The sequence below is a fragment of the Paraflavitalea sp. genome, assembly GCF_059502485.1.
The window spans coordinates 178,735-198,422 of the sequence record NZ_JCACET010000008.1 but is presented as its reverse complement, the minus strand read 5'-3'; the positions used below and the strand labels follow the sequence as shown (position 1 = coordinate 198,422).

The following is a 19,688-nucleotide window of genomic DNA, read 5'->3' as shown; positions in this document are numbered from 1 at the left end:
TTAATTTGCCCCAGCTTAAACAACCCGGAATGCAGCGTACGTTTACTTTTTCCGCTATTCTACTGGCTCTTGTGTTCTTTTCTGTAAGACCGGCATCAGCCCAGGAGAAAACAGATACGATCCCTACCTCTATTGATCCGGAGCTGGAGGCACTCTCGACTGCAAGAAACCCTAAAGAATATACTATTGCAGGTATCAAGGTTACAGGTACCAAAAGATATGATGAGCAACTGCTCATTTCTATTGCAGGTATCAATGTAGGTGATAAAGTGTCTATACCCGGCTCTGACCAGTTCAGCAAAGCGATCACTAATCTTTGGAACCAACGACTTTTCTCCAACATACAGATCTATTTCACCCGCCTGGATGGATCCAACTTATACATTGAAATACAAGTAACAGAACGTCCGGCATTGTCTAAATACTTTTTTAAGGGAGTACGCAAATCAGAAGAAGAAGACCTTAAAAACAAACTCAACCTCGTTATTGGCCGCGTGGTAACAGAAAATACCAAGATCAGTTCTATACAGCTTATTCAAAGCTATTATACCGAAAAAGGATTTCAGAGCGCAACAGTGAATATTGAAGAAGCGCCCGATCCTGCATTGCCCAATTCTAACATACTCACTTTCTTTATTCAAAAAGGAAATAAAGTACGTATCGAAGAAGTTGGCTTTGAAGGCAATGAAAGCGTAAGCTCTATGAGGCTGAAGAAGAAGATGAAAGGCACCAAGGAAAAGTCAAGGCTTACCTTGTTCCCTTCCAGGGATTCTGCTGATACTGTAGGCCAAAAGCGCGCTACCTTCAAAGAATACCTGAAAGAAGGTGGCTTCCTCTCCTTATCTAAAACAAAAGATTTCCTGGATCCTTATTTCAGGTTTAAGCTTTTTAGCTCAGCTAAGTTCAACGATAAAAAATTCGAGGAAGATCTCGAGAATGTGCTGACCTATTATAACTCGCTTGGCTACCGCGATGCAACTGTAGAGGCGAAACCACAAACCTATACGAAGAAAGGAAATCTACGCGTAGGTGTTAAGGTCAACGAAGGCCATCGTTACTATTTCGGTAACATTACCTGGAAAGGCAATACCAAATATTCCGATTCTATTCTTACTGTCCTGATGGGCATCAAGAGAGGCGATACCTACAACCTGGAGATCCTTAACAACAAGCTGGGTAAGCAAGCTTCACCGGAAGGTGGCGATATCAGCAGCTTGTACCTGGATGATGGTTACCTGTTCTTCAAAGCAGATGCTGTTGAAACGGCGGTATATAATGATACCATCGATTTCGAGATCCGTATGATGGAAGGTCCTCAGGCCACTATCAAAAACATTACCATCTCAGGTAATGAAAAAACCAAAGAGCACGTTGTTCGTCGTGAGATACGTACATTACCTGGTGATAAATTCAGCCGTACGGACCTGATCCGTTCCAATCGTGAGATTGCCCAGTTAGGCTTCTTCAACCAGGAGAAAATTGGTATCAACCCAGTTCCCAACCAGGAAGATGGTACAGTGGACATTCACTATACATTGGAAGAAAAATCTTCTGACCAATTGGAATTGAGCGCCGGTTGGGGTGGTGGTATCGGATTGACTGGTACCCTCGGTGTATCATTTAATAACTTCTCTATCCGGAACATCTTCCGTAAGACAGCCTGGGATCCGTTGCCTACAGGTGATGGACAAAAACTCAGTCTGCGTATACAGTCCAACGGACGTGCTTATCAGTCATACAACTTCTCATTTACGGAGCCCTGGCTTGGTGGTAAAAAGAGAAACTCGTTGACCGTTAGCTTATATAATAGCATATTCCGCACGGGCGGTATCGACAACAGCGGTCGCTATTTCTTCAGCGATACCAACAGACTTAAGAACTTTGGTGTAAGCGTTTCATTGGGTAAACAATTGAAATGGCCTGATGACTATTTCACATTGGTATATTCATTGGCATTTACACAATACAAACTGGATAACTATCCGTTGTTCACACAAGATTTCAGGAATGGTACATCCAATAACCTGAGCTTTAAAGTAGCACTCAACCGTAACTCTGCGGGTCCTAACCCCATGTTCCCAACCAGTGGTTCCAACTTCCTGGCGAGCTTGCAGTTTACGCCACCATATTCGCTGATCAATAAAAGTATAACAGCCGAGGATAGTTATAAGACGCCGGAATACCACAAGTGGCGTTTCAATGCAGAGTGGTTCATCCCGATCGGTAAGCCCATGGGCGCCGACAGGAGCCGCCAGTTTGTATTGCGTGCCGCAGCCAAGTATGGCTTCATGGGCCGGTATAATAATAAACTACCTTATTCACCATTTGAGCGCTTCCAGGTGGGTGACGCCGGATTGGCCAATGGTAACTTCATCCTGGGGTATGACATCATTGCACACCGTGGCTACCCCGTGTATGAAAACTCTGATCCTAAGATCAACCCCGATCAGCAGAACGCCAGCCAGTTCTTTACTATGTTCAACAAGTACACACTGGAACTGCGCTATCCATTTACTACCAATCCCAACAGTACTATCTATGGTATGGCATGGTTTGAAGCTGCCAACGGATGGTATGACTATAAAGACTACAATCCTTTCCGCCTTCGTAGAAGTGCCGGTGTGGGTATGCGTTTCTTCCTTCCTATGTTCGGATTACTTGGATTCGATTATGGTGTAGGCTTCGATCGTCTTAAACCTCAGGGCAAATTGCGTGATGCTGCCCGCTTTACCTTTATGCTTGGTTTTGAACCTGAATAGGTCTGAATCTTAAAATAAAGAACTATGAAAAAAATAATGTTCATCTGTATTTGCCTGCTGGCATTTACCACCGTTTCGCTTGCACAACGATATGGTATTGTTGATACCAAATATATCCTTGATAAGATGCCTGATTACAAAGAGGCACAAAAGAAGCTGGATCAATTCAGCATTCAATGGCAAAAAGAGATCGACGATAAACAGGCTGCTCTCGACAAAATGTATAAAGATTTTGATGCCGAGCAAGTCATGCTGAGCGACGAGCTGAAGAAGAAAAGAGAAGACGAGCTTTTTGTGCGGGAGAAGGAATTGCGTGACCTCCAGCGTAAACGCTTTGGTTTTGAAGGTGATCTGTTCAAAAGACGCCAGGAACTGGTGAAACCCATACAGGACAAGGTTTACAACGCTATCCAGAAAATAGCTGTGAACCGTGGCTTCGATTTTATTTTGGATAAAAGTGAAGGAATTACTGTTATCTTTGCCGACCCCAAACTGGACCGGAGTGAGGATGTATTGAAGGAATTGGGTGTTAAATAAACGTGAAAACTAAGTCAGGGGAACAACTACATACAGGTATTTTTCAACTTAAATTTTAATAAAACAAAACCGTACACCTAAAGCAACAGGCTTTGGGTGGCCTTAACAACAAAATTGAAACGCATGAAAAAGTTTTTTACAGGTGTGTTGTTTGCCCTGGGTCTGATGGTGGCTGGTGAAGTGAATGCCCAAACAAAGATTGGGTACATTAGCTCTCAAGAGGTGGTGAGCATTATGCCTGAAACCCGTAAAGCCGACTCGCTGCTTACTGATTACCGTAATGCACTCGTACAGAATGCTACCGACAAACAAAATGCTTTCTACGCAGCAATAGACAAATTCAATAAGGACTCTGCTACGCTCACTGAGGCTGTTAAAGTGGTAAAGAGAACTGAGCTTACCAAGATGGGCCAGGAGCTGGGTGGTGAAGAAGAGCGTATCCAACAGCAATTGCAACAAAAACAACAAGAGCTGATCCAGCCAATCAACAAAAAAGCATATGATGCTATTCAGGCTGTAGCTAAAGAAAACAACTATGTGTTTGTTTTCGAAAAAGAAGCTCTGCTTGTAGCTCCTCCTGCTGAAGATATTTTACCGCTGGTAGCTAAAAAACTCAATATTAAGTTGCCTACAGCTGGTGGCGCCAATCCTCCTGCTGCTAAACCAGCAACTAAGCCGTAATCAATAACTCATTTTGTACCGAGGGTTTAGCCAGATTGCTTTGCAGTCCGACTAAACCCTCGGTTCTTTTTATAAGGCCTTATTCGCTTAATTTTGGTTATGGAGAAATCTCAGCCTATCGGCATTTTTGATTCTGGTTATGGTGGCCTCACCGTCATGAAAGAAATCCTCCGTAAGTTACCCCAGTATGATTATGTGTACCTGGGTGATAATGCCCGGGCTCCTTATGGCAACCGTTCATTTGATACCGTTTACCATTATACCTTACAGTGCGTAGAATGGCTTTTTGAGCAAGGTTGCCCTCTTGTGATCCTGGCTTGCAATACTGCTTCTGCCAAAGCCCTGCGTACTATTCAACAGAACGACCTGCAGCGGCTTAATCCCCACAATCGCGTCCTGGGCGTAATACGTCCCACTACGGAAATTATAGGGCAGTTTACCCAGACCGATAAAATAGGCATATTGGCTACAACTGGTACGGTGCAGTCGGGCTCCTATACCATCGAGATCGAGAAGTTTTATCCGGAGATCAATGTGTCTCAGGAGGCGTGCCCTATGTGGGTGCCACTCATTGAGAATAATGAGCATAACAGTGCCGGTGCTGATTACTTTGTGCAACAGCACCTGCACAACATTGTAGCTAAAGATAAAGATATCGATGTGCTGCTCCTGGCCTGTACGCATTACCCACTGCTAATGAACAAAATACAGCAGTTTCTGCCTTCCGGTATAACAGTTCTTTCGCAAGGAGAGATCGTGGCGAATAGCCTGGTAGACTACCTGCACCGTCATCCGGAAATGGAGCAACGTTGCAGTCGGCATGCTACACGTACTTTTTACACTACCGATTCTGCGGAAGATTTTGATAATCATGCCAGTATTTTCTTTGGACAACCCCTGAAATCACACCACCTCGCTTTATAAAAGATTACGGCATCGTATTTGCAAAATTTTTAATTGCTGTACTGCGATATTTCCACGTAAAACAATTTAATTGCATACGTAATATATCCTTAAAAAGCTACCTCAATTAAATATCCTCGTATCATGAAACAACTGATCCGTTTGCTAATGTGTTGGATGGTGATATCCTCTATAGTTTCCTGCCAAAAAGAATTAAGTGAAGAGAACGGTAACCCCGGTGCGGCAAAGGGGAATTTGAAGATGAAGATCGACGGGGTACAATGGATAGCCGATAAGAGTGCCACAGCAACAATAGAAAATGGTACGTTGACCATTACCGGTCTTGATAATGGAGGAAAGAGCCTGCATATAGAGCTGGTGGATAATGGCGCCGCCAATTATTCATTGAATCAGCAAACGGTGGATTACGCCACTGTAACAGATACCAAAGAGGCCAATCCTGTAGCCTATGCTACTGACGAAGGACAGGATGCTAATGATGCCGGTGGCGAAGTAATAATTACCAATATCGACCAGACCAATAAGACCATTTCCGGTACGTTTTCTTTTAAAGCCTACCGTGATGCTGATAATAAACAACTGGTCATTACAGAGGGTAGTTTTGAGAAGCTTGCCTACACGGGGGGTGAACCCTCCAATCCGGGAGGAGGCGCAGTAACGCCTACCTTTTCTGTGAAAATTGATGGCGCCGGTTTTACTCCAGCCAACCTGAATATACAGCGGGCTTCCTCTATGATCGTAATAACTGCTACGCAAACAGCCGGAACCTCTGCCAAGGTAGTCATGCTTACCATGCCTGAAGCTATAACTGCGGGCACTTATGATCTGCAAACATCCGGCTCTTATATTGGTTCTTACGCAGGCGGGTCTGCCACCGGCGGATCTATTTTCCTGTCTATTTCAGGTAAGCTTACGATTACAGAACATGATAAAACCAACAAGGTCATTAAAGGAACTTTCTTCTTTGAAGGCAAAGACCAAATAGGCTCTGCGCCTAATGTCCAGCTTACCGAAGGAGCCTTTACCGTGCAGTATCAGTAGTGTAAAATGGCCGTAAGAGGCACATAATCAATAATGTAGCTGCTTTATAAAATTTATTGGCACCTATGCCTTTCATCTGCCGTCCTTTTATTACCTTTGCCGTCCTTTCACAAACCTGTAGGTGTGGTGACCCGCAGGCCTGAAAACCGAGGAATTTCTTCGGAGAAACCCGGATCGCTTCTCCCGATCCCATTTCAAAAAAGTGAAAAAGTGTAAGATATTATGAAACGTACATTCCAACCTCATCGTCGCCGTCGTAAAACCGTTCATGGTTTCCGTAAGCGTATGCAAACAGCTAATGGTCGTAAAGTACTGGCAAGCCGCCGTGCAAAAGGCCGTAAGAAGCTGACTGTTTCTGATGAGAGAAAACTGAAATAGTCTTCCTTCATCTGTTTTGGGGTAATAATCCCGGAGCAGTGCCGTAAGGACCTTAAAATATTAGCTGATAGCCCTGTATTAAGCATAGTCGAAATACAGGGCTATTTTATTTTTGTATGGTGAAAAAGCTCACATTAGGTAAAAAAGAACGCCTTAAAAGCCGGAAACTGATTGACCAGCTTTTTAAGGAGGGCAGGAACTTTAACCTGTTTCCTTACCGCGTTTATTACCTTTTTCCCCAGGCAAAAGCTGCAGACCTTGATGTTAATCTGCAATTTGGAGTGGGGGTCAGTACCCGGAACTTTAAGCATGCTGTAGATCGCAATCGAATCAAGCGGCTTACCCGGGAGGCATATCGCTTGCAAAAATTACCCTTTCAGGAGTTATTGGAGTCAAAGCAATTGTCCGTCGCTTTATTTCTTATTTATACTGGCAAGGAGTTGCCAGCTTATGAAGTGGTGAGTGAAAAGATCGCCGTAATTTTGAGTCGTCTTATAAAGGCTGTTAATGAAATTCCTTCTTCGGCTACTTAGTCTTCCTTTTCTTGCACTCATTAAAATATACCAATGGGTGATCTCGCCTATTCTTGGCCCGAACAAATGCCGCTTTACGCCTACTTGCTCTCATTATGCTGCAGAAGCTTTAAAGAAGCATGGACCCTTTAAAGGGTTATGGCTGGCTATTAAGCGTATCAGCCGTTGCCATCCCTGGGGTGGGAAAGGTTATGATCCTGTTCCTTAGAGGAGCAAAGGTGAATGGCAAGTTGTACTTACCATCCACCACTACTCACTCATTATTATTTTTGAAGTCTCTTGATCAGGTCATTCAATGACTCGCGTTTCTGAGTATTGGTGAAGAATTTATAGAACTCAGGCGCTTTGCCGTCTTTATCGGCCTCAACTTTACCAGGAATAGCATTGTAGGGGCCTAAGATCTTAGCACCCTGATTAGCGCTTACCTTTTTGATAGAGCCAGGAGTAAGGAAATAAGTTTTATTGGCATCGCTGGCATTTTGACCCAGGAGTAATTGTTGGGTGCTGTCGATGATGTGTTCCAATTGCACATTGCTGATAGAAGTAGGCATGCCGCTGGAACCAAAGTTCACGATGCTTCCAATCAAGGTATCTTTCTTCAGGTTCAGCAGATAAATGCCGTTATCGGGTAGATCGAAAGTCAGGTCTCCTGCAGGACTTTTTACGGTAACCTTTACTGCTGCATCACCGCTGTATGTCAAAATCTCTTCATTATGCTGGTTGCCGGGTTCCAGGTTGATGGTTTCTGGTTTGGCTTTATCTATTTGCATTTTACCGCTGGTCATTACAACCAGTGTTTTTCCACCTTTGCTACCACCATCTGAGCAGGCTGAAAATAGTACGATAGACAGGCATACCGTAAGAAGGGAAAGTAATTTCATGTGTAAACAATTGAATGGTTTGTAGGATAAAAAACAATCCCGGCGTTGATACCGGGATTACTAAGTAACGGAAATTTTTTCATTCTTATTTTGAAGCTGCAGCAAAACGCTCAGCTACTTTAGTCCAGTTAACTACATTCCAGAAGGCTTTCAGGTAGTCGGGGCGCTTGTTCTGGTACTTCAGGTAGTAGGCATGTTCCCATACGTCTACACCCAGGATTGGTGTGCCTTTTACTTCTGCTACATCCATCAGGGGATTGTCCTGGTTGGGGGTAGAAGAGATTTCCAGCTTGCCGTCTTTTACCAGCAGCCATGCCCAGCCACTACCAAAACGGGTAGCGCCTGCAGTATTAAACTTTTCTTTAAACTCATCCAAAGAGCCAAAAGTTGCGTTGATGGCATCGGCCAGTTTGCCGGAAGGAGCGCCACCTGCGTTGGGTGCGAGGCTTTCCCAGAAGAAAGTGTGGTTCCAGTGGCCACCACCGTTATTGCGAACAGCCGGGCTAATAGTGCCTGCTGCTTTTACGAGCTCTTCCAGGGATTTATTTTCATTGGGAGTACCGGCAATGGCTTTATTCAGGTTATCTACATATGCCTGGTGGTGCTTGCCGTGGTGAATTTGCATCGTCAAAGTGTCGATATGCGGTTCCAGAGCCTCATGTGCATAAGGAAGCGCAGGTAATGTGAATGCCATAGCTATTAAGTTTTAAAATGTTTAATAGTTCCGTTAAATCGTGAAAGGATAACAAATTTACAGGTCATTGGTTGATTGACCAATTCAAATACCAGTGGTCCAGCGAATTAATAGCTTTATAATAAACCTGCTGCCATAGAATCATCCCCGGACATTTGATTTTTATAGTAACTTACTGTCCCTTTTTGTACTCACTCAATTCAATGCTTATGTACCTATCCAAATCAAAGATCATTATCTCTTGTTGTATCATATGCCTTTTCAGTGTTGCTTTAGCAGCTTTTGCGCCATTCCAAACCAAAGACAATACATTGACAGCTGCCGAGAAAAAGGCTGGCTGGGTACTGTTGTTTGATGGTAAAACTACCAACGGCTGGCGACCTTACCGGAATGAGAAGTCCGAAGGGTGGGAGGTTGTTAATGGCCAACTGCACTGCAAAGAGGGGCAGCTTGCTCATCGGTCTGATCTTGTCACTGCCGGGCAGTACGACAACTTTGAGCTTGCCTTCGACTGGAAGATCAATAAAGGCTTCAATAGTGGTGTAATATACCGGGTGGAAGAAGGCGACAGAGCCTCTTATGAAACCGGCCCCGAGTATCAGCTTATCGATGATGAGGGGTACCCTGAGAAACTGGAAGACTGGCAAAGAAGTGGCTCCGACTATGCTATGCATCCTCCTACAGCTCTTACTGCCAAACCTGCCGGTGAATATAATCAAACGAAGATCATCGTTAACGGCGCCCATGTAGAGCATTGGCTGAATGGCAAGAAAGTGGTTGACTTTGACCTGTGGACGCCTGAGTGGAATGAGCTTAAATCAAAAAGCAAATGGAGTGATGCCAAGCTGTATGGCATGATTAAAAAAGGACATATCGCTCTCCAGGACCATGGAGGAGGTATATGGTTTAAAAATATCAAGCTGCGTAAATTGTAGGCATATCTTAATATAAAAGCCATCTACCAAACGGTGGATGGCTTTTGTATTTAAAGTGCTTATTGCGATGTTACTACGCACTATCTTTTGTCCTTGAAAAAATTCTTCATAAGTGCTGCGCAATCGTCTTTTAGTATGCCCTTTACCACCTCTGTTTTGGGATGAAAAGGCCAGTTATCGCCTGTGATCCTTTTGTGCCCGTTCTTCTCATCATCAGCACCCCATACTACTCTATTAACCTTACTCCAATACAATGCACCTGCACACATGAGGCAAGGTTCTACTGTAACATACAATGTTCCTTCCGGGATATACTTGGCTCCCAGGAAATTAAAGGCTGAGGTAAGGGCTATAACTTCTGCATGTGCTGTAGGGTCATTGAGGCGTTCCACCTGGTTGTGTCCGCGAGCAATGATCTTGTTATTCAGCACAACTACAGCACCTACCGGTATTTCTCCGTCGCTATACGCTTTTTGCGCCTCTTTCAGTGCCTGTTGCATAAAGAATTCATCGGTCATACCCGCGAAGGTAAAACCTCTGTAGCATCCGGAGGTAAGCTATATCCTTAATTTAGAAGGGCGAACTCTCCCGGGCATTCTTAATCATCCCTATTTCGTTCTCCAATCTCTCCAACCTGGTCTTCAAATAATCCAGGCCGGCCGTATTGGGCTCTTCCACCAACGTTATCGAATCACTGTATGCATACTTCTTGTATTTCCTGCCCTCAAACTTTTGCTCAACATCCTCCGCAATCAACTCGTCCAACGTAACTCCAAAAAACCTGGATATTCTAATCAGCCCATCCAGTGAAGGCGCCGTTCTGCATTGCTCATAATTAGACCATGTAGTACGCGAAAAACCAAGACTGTCGTACATTTCGTGCTGCCTCAGTTTTTTCTCCTTACGCAAGAACTGAAGGTTCTTTCCAAAAAAATTTAAAGACTGATCCATAAATTTTAAATTTGTTACTAAAAAAATTGGCAGACCGGAAAAGAGTGAATATATTTGTGATTATAAATATATTTAATAATTTTAAATTGAGTGCAGCAGAAAATAAATAACATTTTTACCGGGTAAGTAACAAAATTCATCATCCATACAACTTAGCTACCCGCTACAACGATACCTTCAAGCTGCTGCATAGATGATACCATTCTAAAATAGATGTATATGCATAACCTGCATATCACCCTAACCAGGGTGCAGCTACTACTATGTATATGTATTTAGGCGGCTTTAAGCCGCGGTAGATGCTGTTTCCTATACTTCTAATTCATTTCATCATCAATTTAACATAACGAGCCATGCAAGCCTCTATCAAACAAAAGCGTAAACACAATCAATTGCTTCGCCTTACCAAAGAAGAACGGGAGCAACCTGCGGCCGTCATTAACTATTTTTTTGAATGCTACCATTTAACGGATCTGCGGGAACTTCTGTGGGATTGGTTATTAACAGCTCTTGGATCTGATAATGGCACCTATGCCAGGGGGCGTGAGCGAAGCAACCTCATTTTCCTATACGAAAAGCTGGAGTCATTAGCCGAAGCAACCTACCTGATGCACCAGGATCAACCTGATAAAAAAGGTAAGCGAAAAAAGAAAAGATAAACAATATCTTGCAGCCGCTAAATGTTGCTGCTATGAAACTCGTTTCTTATCAAGAAGAAGGCCATGACCGCCTTGCTATACTCGTAGATGGCTTATTGTATGACATGGAAAGCCTGCATCCGGACATTCCTCATAACATGAGCATGTTCCTGAACTATTGGGAAGATGTGATTCCCATGGCGCAGGGTGGTGAAATGATGATACGGGAAGGAAGGATCGACCGGAGTAAAGGATTCCTGCCTGAGTCGAAGGCGCTGATGGCCCCTGTACCTTTTCCTACTTCGTGTCGTGACGGTTATGCTTTCAGGCAGCATGTTATGGCTGCACGCCGTAACCGTAAAGTGCCCATGATACCGGAGTTTGACCAGTATCCCATTTTTTACTTTACCAACCATCTTGCTATACAGGGCCCTGGCGATATATTCTGTATGCCCGATCATTTCCGGAAGCTGGATTTTGAGCTGGAAGCTGCTATTGTTATTTGCAAGAGCGGACGTAATATACGTGCCGAGGAAGCTGATCAATATATCGGCGGCCTGATGATCATGAATGATATGAGTGCCCGCACCCTGCAAATGGAAGAAATGTTGCTAAACCTGGGGCCTGCAAAGGGCAAAGATTTTTCAACTGTTATAGGCCCCTGGCTGGTGACGCTGGATGAACTGGAGCAGTATGAAATTCCTGCCAAGGAAGGCCATGTAGGTAAGAGCTGGAACCTTCGCATGCAATGCCGGGTAAATGGCCAGCCATTAAGCGATGGCAATGTGGGTGATATGGATTGGACCTTCGCTGAGATCATCGAGCGGGCTTCTTATGGCGTTACATTATACGCAGGTGACGTTATTGGTAGTGGTACTGTTGGTACCGGCTGTTTCCTCGAACTTAACGGCACCGGTAAGCTCAATGATCCCAATTATACCGAGCAATGGCTGCAGGCAGGGGATGTGGTTGAAATGGAAATCGACGGGTTGGGTATACTCTCCAATACTATTGTAAGGGAAGATGATGAATTTTCCATCCTGGCAAGAAAGAAGGCAAACCAGGCGTAGTTGCTCAATGGTTTGTTAAAGGTATTGTGTAACCGGTTGTCTCTGCAGTTTATAACAAAAGCTGTTTTATGGTTCTTGATCTTACTACTCTTACTACTGTGCAAAAGCAAAACTACCTGCAACACGCTATTGCGCCCCGGCCTGTATGTTTTGCCAGCACCATCGATAAGCAGGGGCAGGTAAATCTTAGCCCTTTCAGCTTTTTCAACATGTTCTCTACGCAACCGCCTATTGTTGTGTTTTCTCCTTCGCGCCGGGTAAGGGATAATAGCACCAAGCATACTTTGGAGAATGTGCTGGAGGTGCCTGAAGTAGTGATCAATATTGTAGACTATGCTATGGTCCAGCAAATGAGCCTGGCCAGCTGCGAATTTCCCAAGGACGTCAATGAATTTGTAAAAGCCGGCTTAACTGCCGAACCTGCTACTGTTGTTGCTCCGCCGATGGTGAAAGAAAGTAAGGTGAAAATGGAATGTGTGGTTCGGGAAGTAAAAGCCTTAGGTGACGAAGGCGGTGCAGGCAATCTCGTTATCTGTGAAGTAAAGATCATGCACATCGATGATGCGATACTGAATGAACAAGGATTCATCGATCAGCGAAAACTGCATCATATAGCCCGCCTGGGTGGCGACTGGTATTGCCGGGTGGATGAAAGCAATTTGTTCCAGGTTGAAAAACCCAATGTGAAACTGGGGATCGGTATCGATGCGTTGCCTATGCCTATTCGTAATAGTAATATTCTTACGGGTAACAACCTCGGGCAACTGGCTAACGTACACGATATGCCTGTTGTAGACCCTGCATTTCACGACGACAAGTTGAAGAATATTATTCAATACTATGCTGTTAGCCCCGATGAAATGGAAAAGGAGTTGCAACTGTACGCCAAAGAATTATTGGACAGCGGAAATGTAGCTGCAGCCTGGCAGATATTGCTGGCGAATAATTAAGCTAATTGCTGACGCTGTTATTTATTATTAAGGAGGCTCTACTCACTTACATCCAGGCCCGTTCCGCTCTCTCTACCTCATACAAGGCGTAATCCTGTATTTGTTGTGCCAGCTTCAATGGTATATAAGGGATCGTAATTTTGCCACCGGCCGTGGAAAGATAAATGGTGGCCAACTCTTTTCTACGCTGATAAATAGATTGTTCTAAAAATACCTGCTGTGTTTTGTACCAGCGGACGATCTGTGTTTTTCTACCCCAGATACCACTGTTCACCTGTAACGCATCAGGCGCTACGTACAAACGGAAGTCCCGGCGGAAAACGAATGCGTGTAAAGCAATGACAGGTATCCACCCTGTAATCAGGAATAGCCATGGATTCCATTTTATCAGCAATAATACTGTCAATAATATAGCTACCGGTATTATTCCTATGAATAATGTCCGGCGGGCTGTATACGCTGTATGAATACCATAATCTGCAGTGGCGAGTGGCTGCACCAGTGCGTGGTAATGGGCTAATAGTTTATCAATGTAACCAAGTTGGGTAAGCGGCACTTTCACCCGTTGTTTTCTATTGTTCTGGTCATCGCTCATGACCTGGTGAAACTCCATATTGTATAAACCAATCTTACGGCGTATCCAATTGGCCTCCCAGGATATATACTGTATTTTTGAAAAGGGCACCAGGTTTTGCCTCGTATTGATAAGGCCTGCTTTTACTTTATATCCTTGTGAAGTTTCTGTGAGCTGGAAGTCGAAATAGTTGAGCAAAATGCGCATCATGGATACAAACACTGAAATGAACAACACAAACGCCACGACCAACGACACAGATGTTACCGACACGCCTACTGCCGAAGAAGAGTCGCGTACTGCTTTGAAAACTCTATCACCAAAAATCTCTCCGAGGTTTTGCAACTGAGTGATGCTGAACGCCAGCACAATGAAAAATGCCTGGATATGGTTGGCTGAAAGCCCCAGTTTTAATAAATCGCTAAAAGATAAGCGCATCACCGGTATATCTCTTGCTGACGGGCGTGTGGCAGTTTCTTCTGCAGTGGTGACTTGTTTTTCACGCAGTAGAAACTCTTTCAGTTGTTCGGCCTTACGGACTTCGATGGCATCTATAACAGCTTCTGTTTTTTCACTGCCCGCCGTATCGATCTTTACTTTGGCTACATTGGCCAGCTGGTGCAACAGGTTTTGTTCAATGTGAACGGTTTGTATTTTCTGGAGTGGGATGGTAATTGTTTTCTTACTGATGAATCCTTTCCGGATGATCAGCTCTTCATTAGCTATAAAAAAGCGGAAGTAATAGTAGTTTACCAATGAGCTTACCAAAATGATTGCCGGCAGGGCAATGACTGCAATCTCATAGTGGTCCATGCCCTTCTTGTTCTCTTTTACCAACAGCAGTACCAATAGGGGCCATACCGTTTTGATAATGGTCACTGTGGCTTTGAAGAGGATGATCAGTAAGCCTGCTTTAGCCTGCCGTTGCGGGGTGCTCCAACTATTCTCCGGTAGTGGGTTCATGTTCATCGGCTATCTTTTTGTTGATCCACTCTTTTAAGGTCCAGGCTGCGGTTTCCTGTAGTCCCCGTATCCGCAGGTCGGCTTCGCTGGAACCGGCAGTGTACAGTACGAGGCTGGCCAAGCCGTATCTCTTTTCCAAAGGGCCGATGGTAACGGCGCTGTGCTGAATGCGGTTGAAAGGACAGGTATGGGTACTTTGAATGATCCACCCGCTGCGATAAATGACATCTTTTTCCCGGATGGCGTAGGCTTTGGTGGAGAATGCTTTTTCCTGCAGCCAATACCAGGCAGCCGCTATCAATAGCCAGCCTCCTATCAACAGGCTGGCTCCCAATACCTGCTGCAAAGGTTTGACAAAATATAGTAGTGTTGCTACCGATATCGCCAGGATTGCGCATAGGATGCGCCATTCCCAACGCAATACCGAGAGATAGGCTGGTTCAATGGGGGTGAGGGAGGCATTTTCCACCCGGGGAAGGTTTTCAATATGTACCTGGTCGTTCAGCAATTCCATGTGCTAAAAGTAGTGCTTAATGTTTATTGTTGGCGGCGGCCCAAAAGTGGGGGTAATGGCCCGGTAATAATACCGGCAACTTGCTTGAATTACTTATTTTTGCAGCCGCTTTACCGGCGGGCTTCCCGCATTGGTAGGTAAAATTTCAATTTTATTACATGCATTTATCAGAACAGGAAATTATCCGGAGAGAGAAATTGAAGGAATTAGAGCAACTGGGTATCGATCCTTACCCGGCTCCTTTATATCCCGTTAATAATACGGCTGCTAATATCAAAGCGCTCTACAAAGGCGAAGAGAACAAGGCTGATTTTGCCAATGTTTGCCTCGCTGGCCGTGTTATGAGTGTACGGGATATGGGTAAAGCCAATTTTGCTGTGTTGCAGGACAGCACCGGCAGGATCCAGTTGTATATCAAGCGTGATGAGATTGCTCCCGGGGAAGATAAATCACTGTATGATAAAGTGTGGAAGCACCTGGCTGATATTGGTGACATTATCGGCGTGAAGGGTTATGTATTCACTACTAAAACTGGTGAGACTTCTGTACACGTACTGGAGCTTGTGATGCTTACCAAGGCACTGAAGCCACTGCCCATCGTAAAAGAAACGAAAGAAGGTGAAACTTTTGATGCAGTTACCGATCCTGAGTTCCGGTACAGGCAGCGTTATGCCGACCTGATCGTGAATCCGGAAGTGAGGGACACTTTTCTGAAGCGCACCAAACTGATCAATACTATTCGTGATTTCCTGAATGAGCAAGGAGCTTTGGAAGTAGATACGCCTGTATTGCAATCCATTCCCGGAGGTGCCATTGCCCGTCCGTTCATTACACACCACAATGCGCTGGACGTGCCTTTTTACCTGCGTATTGCTAATGAGTTATACCTCAAGCGCCTGATCGTGGGTGGGTTTGACTGGGTATATGAGTTCAGCCGCAATTTCCGCAATGAAGGGATGGACCGCACGCATAACCCAGAGTTTACGGTGCTTGAGTGGTATACTGCTTACAAGGATTATTTCTGGATGATGGAGATCACCGAGCAGTTGATGGAAAAGATAGCAATCGCCCTGCATGGTACTACTGTTGTACAAGTAGGTGATAAATCTATAGATTTCAAGGCTCCCTTTAAGCGTGTAAGCATTTACGATTCTATCAAGGAGCATACAGGTGTAGATGTAAGTGAGATGGATGAGGCGGCCTTACGGGAAGCCTGCAAATCACTGGGCATTTATCCCGAAGCCAGTATGGGTAAGGGTAAGCTGATCGATGCTATTTTCGGTGAAAAGTGCGAAGGCAATTATACGCAACCTACGTTCATTATCGATTATCCGGTTGAGATGAGCCCGCTTACTAAAAAGCACCGTAGCAAGCCAGGCCTGGTAGAGCGCTTTGAGTTGATGGTGAATGGTAAGGAAATTGCCAACGCCTATAGTGAGTTGAATGATCCCATCGATCAACGGACCCGTTTTGAAGAGCAGGTGAAGTTGATGGAGCGTGGTGACGACGAAGCTATGTATATCGATTATGACTTCCTGCGTGCACTGGAATATGGTATGCCTCCCACTGCCGGCATTGGTATTGGCATCGATCGTTTATGCATGCTCATGACCAATCAGCCCAGCATCCAGGATGTGCTGCTGTTTCCGCAAATGCGTCCGGAAGTCTATAATGGTTAAATAAACAGGTCCATCATTAATTTCTGATCAGGGTTTACAGCGTAGTGTGTGAAGTCTGTAACACCCTGTTCTTTCAATATTTCTTCGTCAATAAAGAAGTTACCGGTACATTCATAGGATGGCCGCTGCAGGATGTGGAAGGCAGCGTCTGCTACGATGTCCGCGGTGCGGCTACGCTGCATCAGGAAGTCGCCTCCCAGCAGATTTTTAACCGCGGCAGTGGCAATGGTCGTTTTAGGCCATAGTGCATTTACGCCAATGTGGTGGGCGCGCATTTCTTCTGCCAGCCCCAATACTACCATACTCATTCCATATTTACTCATAGTGTAGGCGAGGTGTTTGGCAAACCAGGCCGGGTCCATATTGAGGGGCGGGGAGAGGTTCAGTATGTGTGGATTATGCGCTTTTTTGAGGTGGGGAATAGCTGCCTGGCTCATGAAGAAGGTACCTCTTACATTGATGCCGTGCATCAAATCCCAGCGTTTGGGCTCAGTGTGTTCTGTAGGCGACAGGTTGATAGCGCTGGCATTGTTGATCAGGATATCGATGCCTCCAAAGGCGTCTACTGTGCTCTTTACGATATGCTGAATGCTTTCTTCGAAACGAATGTCTCCCTGCAGGGGAAGTACCTTGCCTGGCCCTGCTTTTGCAATCTCTTCGGCGGCTGTATAGATAGTGCCCTCCAGCTTGGGATTGGGTTCGACTGTCTTTCCTACTATTACTGTATTGGCTCCTTCGCGCGCGAGCCTCAATGCTATTGCTTTTCCTATGCCCCGACTGCCTCCGGTAATCAGTACCGTTTTATTTTCAAACAACATATAACAAGCGATTTTTAGATGTACGTCTTTTTATTACAACTATAAATATAACGGGTTTATTATAGCTTTAAAAATGTAGAGTGGTTGTACTAAAAAAGCTCACAGTAATTTTACGATAGCTTCGGTATTTAACGAAATTTTACAACGCAGCAATTATCCTATTGCAAATTAAGGGGTTGAGCTCTATGTTTGTATTGTTGATCGCTTGATACAAGGACGCCAATATCCAAAAAACCGAATCCAATATCCAATACCAAATCCTTTGAAAAGAGCCAATGTCTAACCTCCGGGAAGGACATCCGAAATCCAAAATCCGAAGAACGACCACACAGTTCTGTATCAGTTGATGAATGTTCTTAAAGTCCAAAATCCAAGAAATCCAAGTTATCCAAGATCCTACGAAAGAAGTAAAATTTGTACCTATTGATGACCCAGTTTTGTTGGTAAGGTTTCGTACAAAAGTTTTTGAACAGTCCTGAAGTTGCTTCAGGACTGTTTTATTTTAATGCAATCCCGGATGCTTATACCTGTATCGGACCAATAAAAAACGGCCACACTCAGGTGAATGCGGCCGTCCTCACTCAAAACCATGATCTGCAAAAGAAAACAGACCTATATAAAGAACGTATTTTTCATGTAAATGGTTTTCATAATATCAAATTGTATGTAAAAAATTTAATACTCGTTCTTTCTTGTGTAAGAATTCCTACATTATCATTATACAGATGGGAAATAAAAACGGCCACGCAGAAGCGTAGCCGTCACCTTTAAAACATGGTCCCCTCTCAGTAAGGACCAACTTCATCAACGATCATTGAAATATCTTTGAGCCTACTACTTTGTGGCTTTCCAGCTTATCGAGTTGTGACTGATATTGGAGTTGCACCAGCTGTAGTTTGGCATTTTCCACATTGGTTTGTGCATCTAACAGTTCTACGTTGGTGATAAGGCCTTCTTTAAAGCGTACCTGCGCCAATTTATAGGCTCTTTCTGCCTGTGTTACCAACACATTCGTGTTGCCCAGCTTTTCCTGCAATCCTTTATAATCCTGCTGTACGGTTGCCAGGTCTTTCTGTATGTTCGATTCCAGGGTTTGCATGGACTTTTTAGCTGTCTCTATCTGTACCTGGCTGAGCTTTTGGCGCAGCTTAGGGCGATCTGAAGAGAAGATAGGGATAGAGAGGCCTACTCCTACTGTACCGTTCAACCTAAACTGATCAATATCCGGTTGTATACCGTTTCGAACACCACCGCTGGCAGAACCCATGAGGTTGGGTCTTGAACTTATTGAGGCTTCTTTCTTGTCGAATTCGTATACGTCTATTTGTTTTTGGATGAGCTTGGCATCTGAATTACCTGTCTTCCAATCCCCCACTTCCAATACGAGATTTAACGCATCTGCCCGATAGGGATCATCGCCAATGGAGGCAATCTTACCTTTGGCATCGACTCCGGAAAGCCATTGCATCAGTACGTATTGTTTTTCTGATTGGGTTTGCAGATCGTTCAGGCGATTGGTTGCGTTGGCTGTACGCACCTGCGTAGTGAGCAGGTCATATTCGAGGGCATCACCATTTTTGATCTTGGCTTGTATCAAGCGTTCGTTTTCTTTCAGGGAGCCGATCTGGTCTTGCTGTACCTGTATGCTTTTTTGCAGGAACTGTATGTTGTAATAGATCTGTGCTACCTGGTAGGCGATTGCGTTTTTAGTGTTGTCGACTGTTTCGAGGTTCAATGCCCGCTCTGCTTCGTTTCTGTCTAACTGGAGTTTTATTTTTCCAAAGTCATAGATTAGTTGTCTAACGCTTACGGCAGCGTTGTAGTTATTGTAAGGCTGGAAGGCTAGGGAGGTTTTCCCTGCGGGCGTTTCAAACTCTACTTTAGGTGACGGGGCTATGAATGTGTAATTAATATCAGCACTTGCGTTGGGTAAATAGCCTGCCTTGATGATCTCTTTCTTTACATCGTCAGCTTTGAGCTGCTCTTCCAGTTCTTTGATGCGGGGATAGTTGGTCACTGCCGCCTGTATCAATGTTTTTAACTGTTCGTCTTTTATGGGCGTTTCCTGTGCTGTTGCTGTTTGCATAAGCAGCACCAATAAGGCCCCACCTATTATTCGTTTCATACTTCTTTCTATGTTTATGCTCTTCGTCATGTTTGTTTCTGTC

General features: G+C 44.5%; 21 protein-coding genes. 13 read left to right on the top strand and 8 right to left on the bottom strand.

Annotated features, from left to right (window positions below):
* Positions 1-29 precede the first annotated feature (29 nt).
* The 8 genes from AC5JBY_RS03510 to yidD all read left to right on the top strand — a co-directional run bounded on the left by AC5JBY_RS03510 (position 30) and on the right by yidD (position 7,061).
* Positions 30-2,759: a BamA/OMP85 family outer membrane protein gene (locus AC5JBY_RS03510; RefSeq protein ID WP_495903166.1), complete on the top strand. Its 2,730-nt coding sequence runs from the start codon at positions 30-32 to the stop codon at positions 2,757-2,759.
* Positions 2,760-2,783: 24 nt separating this feature from the next.
* A complete protein-coding gene (locus AC5JBY_RS03505) occupies positions 2,784-3,296 on the top strand; it encodes an OmpH/Skp family outer membrane protein (protein WP_495903165.1) in 513 nt (170 codons plus the stop codon).
* A 123-nt stretch (positions 3,297-3,419) separates the two neighbouring features.
* Positions 3,420-3,977 (top strand): OmpH/Skp family outer membrane protein, encoded by a 558-nt coding sequence (locus AC5JBY_RS03500; protein WP_495903164.1) that lies wholly within the window; start codon positions 3,420-3,422, stop codon positions 3,975-3,977.
* Between the two features lie 99 nt (positions 3,978-4,076).
* Entirely contained in the window at positions 4,077-4,901 is an 825-nt protein-coding gene (murI, locus tag AC5JBY_RS03495; protein ID WP_495903163.1) for a glutamate racemase, read from the top strand.
* A gap of 123 nt (positions 4,902-5,024) precedes the next feature.
* Entirely contained in the window at positions 5,025-5,942 is a 918-nt protein-coding gene (locus AC5JBY_RS03490; protein WP_495903162.1) for a Riean_0653 family protein, read from the top strand.
* A gap of 222 nt (positions 5,943-6,164) precedes the next feature.
* Complete coding sequence (gene rpmH / locus AC5JBY_RS03485) at positions 6,165-6,320, top strand: 50S ribosomal protein L34 (protein ID WP_026309617.1); 156 nt, start codon at positions 6,165-6,167, stop codon at positions 6,318-6,320.
* A gap of 116 nt (positions 6,321-6,436) precedes the next feature.
* Positions 6,437-6,853 (top strand): ribonuclease P protein component, encoded by a 417-nt coding sequence (locus AC5JBY_RS03480; RefSeq protein ID WP_495903161.1) that lies wholly within the window; start codon positions 6,437-6,439, stop codon positions 6,851-6,853.
* Positions 6,828-7,061: a membrane protein insertion efficiency factor YidD gene (gene yidD / locus AC5JBY_RS03475; RefSeq protein WP_495903160.1), complete on the top strand. Its 234-nt coding sequence runs from the start codon at positions 6,828-6,830 to the stop codon at positions 7,059-7,061. The genes AC5JBY_RS03480 and yidD overlap by 26 nt, the downstream gene beginning before the upstream one ends.
* A 55-nt stretch (positions 7,062-7,116) precedes the next feature.
* Here yidD and AC5JBY_RS03470 read toward each other — a convergent pair whose 3' ends face one another.
* Together AC5JBY_RS03470 and AC5JBY_RS03465 are read right to left on the bottom strand one after the other, a co-directional pair.
* Positions 7,117-7,734, bottom strand: a complete 618-nt coding sequence (locus AC5JBY_RS03470; RefSeq protein ID WP_495903159.1) for a hypothetical protein — start codon at positions 7,732-7,734, stop codon at positions 7,117-7,119.
* Positions 7,735-7,819: 85 nt separating this feature from the next.
* Positions 7,820-8,428 (bottom strand): superoxide dismutase, encoded by a 609-nt coding sequence (locus AC5JBY_RS03465; protein ID WP_495903158.1) that lies wholly within the window; start codon positions 8,426-8,428, stop codon positions 7,820-7,822.
* 209 nt (positions 8,429-8,637) lie between these two features.
* On the opposite strand from AC5JBY_RS03465, the gene AC5JBY_RS03460 reads away from it, so the two are divergent.
* Positions 8,638-9,363, top strand: a complete 726-nt coding sequence (locus AC5JBY_RS03460; protein ID WP_495903157.1) for a 3-keto-disaccharide hydrolase — start codon at positions 8,638-8,640, stop codon at positions 9,361-9,363.
* 80 nt (positions 9,364-9,443) lie between these two features.
* Here AC5JBY_RS03460 and AC5JBY_RS03455 read toward each other — a convergent pair whose 3' ends face one another.
* A complete protein-coding gene (locus AC5JBY_RS03455) occupies positions 9,444-9,881 on the bottom strand; it encodes a nucleoside deaminase (protein WP_495903156.1) in 438 nt (145 codons plus the stop codon).
* 52 nt (positions 9,882-9,933) lie between these two features.
* A complete protein-coding gene (locus AC5JBY_RS03450) occupies positions 9,934-10,314 on the bottom strand; it encodes a helix-turn-helix domain-containing protein (protein ID WP_495903155.1) in 381 nt (126 codons plus the stop codon).
* Positions 10,315-10,667: 353 nt separating this feature from the next.
* Between AC5JBY_RS03450 and AC5JBY_RS03445 the strand changes: the two genes are divergently transcribed.
* From AC5JBY_RS03445 to AC5JBY_RS03435, 3 genes are all read left to right on the top strand, one after another.
* Positions 10,668-10,973: a hypothetical protein gene (locus AC5JBY_RS03445; RefSeq protein WP_495903154.1), complete on the top strand. Its 306-nt coding sequence runs from the start codon at positions 10,668-10,670 to the stop codon at positions 10,971-10,973.
* Between the two features lie 32 nt (positions 10,974-11,005).
* The gene (locus AC5JBY_RS03440) at positions 11,006-12,022 is read left to right on the top strand and encodes a fumarylacetoacetate hydrolase family protein (RefSeq protein ID WP_495903153.1); all 1,017 of its coding nucleotides are present in this window, start codon (positions 11,006-11,008) and stop codon (positions 12,020-12,022) included.
* A 68-nt stretch (positions 12,023-12,090) separates the two neighbouring features.
* On the top strand, positions 12,091-12,972 hold the full coding sequence (locus tag AC5JBY_RS03435) for a flavin reductase family protein (RefSeq protein ID WP_495903152.1): 882 nt from the start codon (positions 12,091-12,093) through the stop codon (positions 12,970-12,972).
* Positions 12,973-13,018: 46 nt separating this feature from the next.
* On the opposite strand, the gene AC5JBY_RS03430 is transcribed toward AC5JBY_RS03435, so the two are convergent.
* Positions 13,019-14,509: a PH domain-containing protein gene (locus AC5JBY_RS03430; protein WP_495903151.1), complete on the bottom strand. Its 1,491-nt coding sequence runs from the start codon at positions 14,507-14,509 to the stop codon at positions 13,019-13,021.
* A complete protein-coding gene (locus AC5JBY_RS03425; protein ID WP_495903150.1) occupies positions 14,487-15,023 on the bottom strand; it encodes a PH domain-containing protein in 537 nt (178 codons plus the stop codon). Before AC5JBY_RS03425 ends, AC5JBY_RS03430 begins: the two co-directional genes overlap by 23 nt.
* A gap of 158 nt (positions 15,024-15,181) precedes the next feature.
* Between AC5JBY_RS03425 and lysS the strand changes: the two genes are divergently transcribed.
* Positions 15,182-16,702 (top strand): lysine--tRNA ligase, encoded by a 1,521-nt coding sequence (gene lysS, locus AC5JBY_RS03420; RefSeq protein ID WP_495903149.1) that lies wholly within the window; start codon positions 15,182-15,184, stop codon positions 16,700-16,702.
* On the opposite strand, the gene AC5JBY_RS03415 is transcribed toward lysS, so the two are convergent.
* Both AC5JBY_RS03415 and AC5JBY_RS03410 read right to left on the bottom strand, forming a co-directional pair.
* Complete coding sequence (locus tag AC5JBY_RS03415) at positions 16,699-17,520, bottom strand: SDR family oxidoreductase (protein ID WP_495903148.1); 822 nt, start codon at positions 17,518-17,520, stop codon at positions 16,699-16,701. The genes lysS and AC5JBY_RS03415 overlap by 4 nt on opposite strands.
* 811 nt (positions 17,521-18,331) lie before the next feature.
* Complete coding sequence (locus tag AC5JBY_RS03410; RefSeq protein ID WP_495903147.1) at positions 18,332-19,645, bottom strand: TolC family protein; 1,314 nt, start codon at positions 19,643-19,645, stop codon at positions 18,332-18,334.
* Positions 19,646-19,688 lie beyond the last annotated feature (43 nt).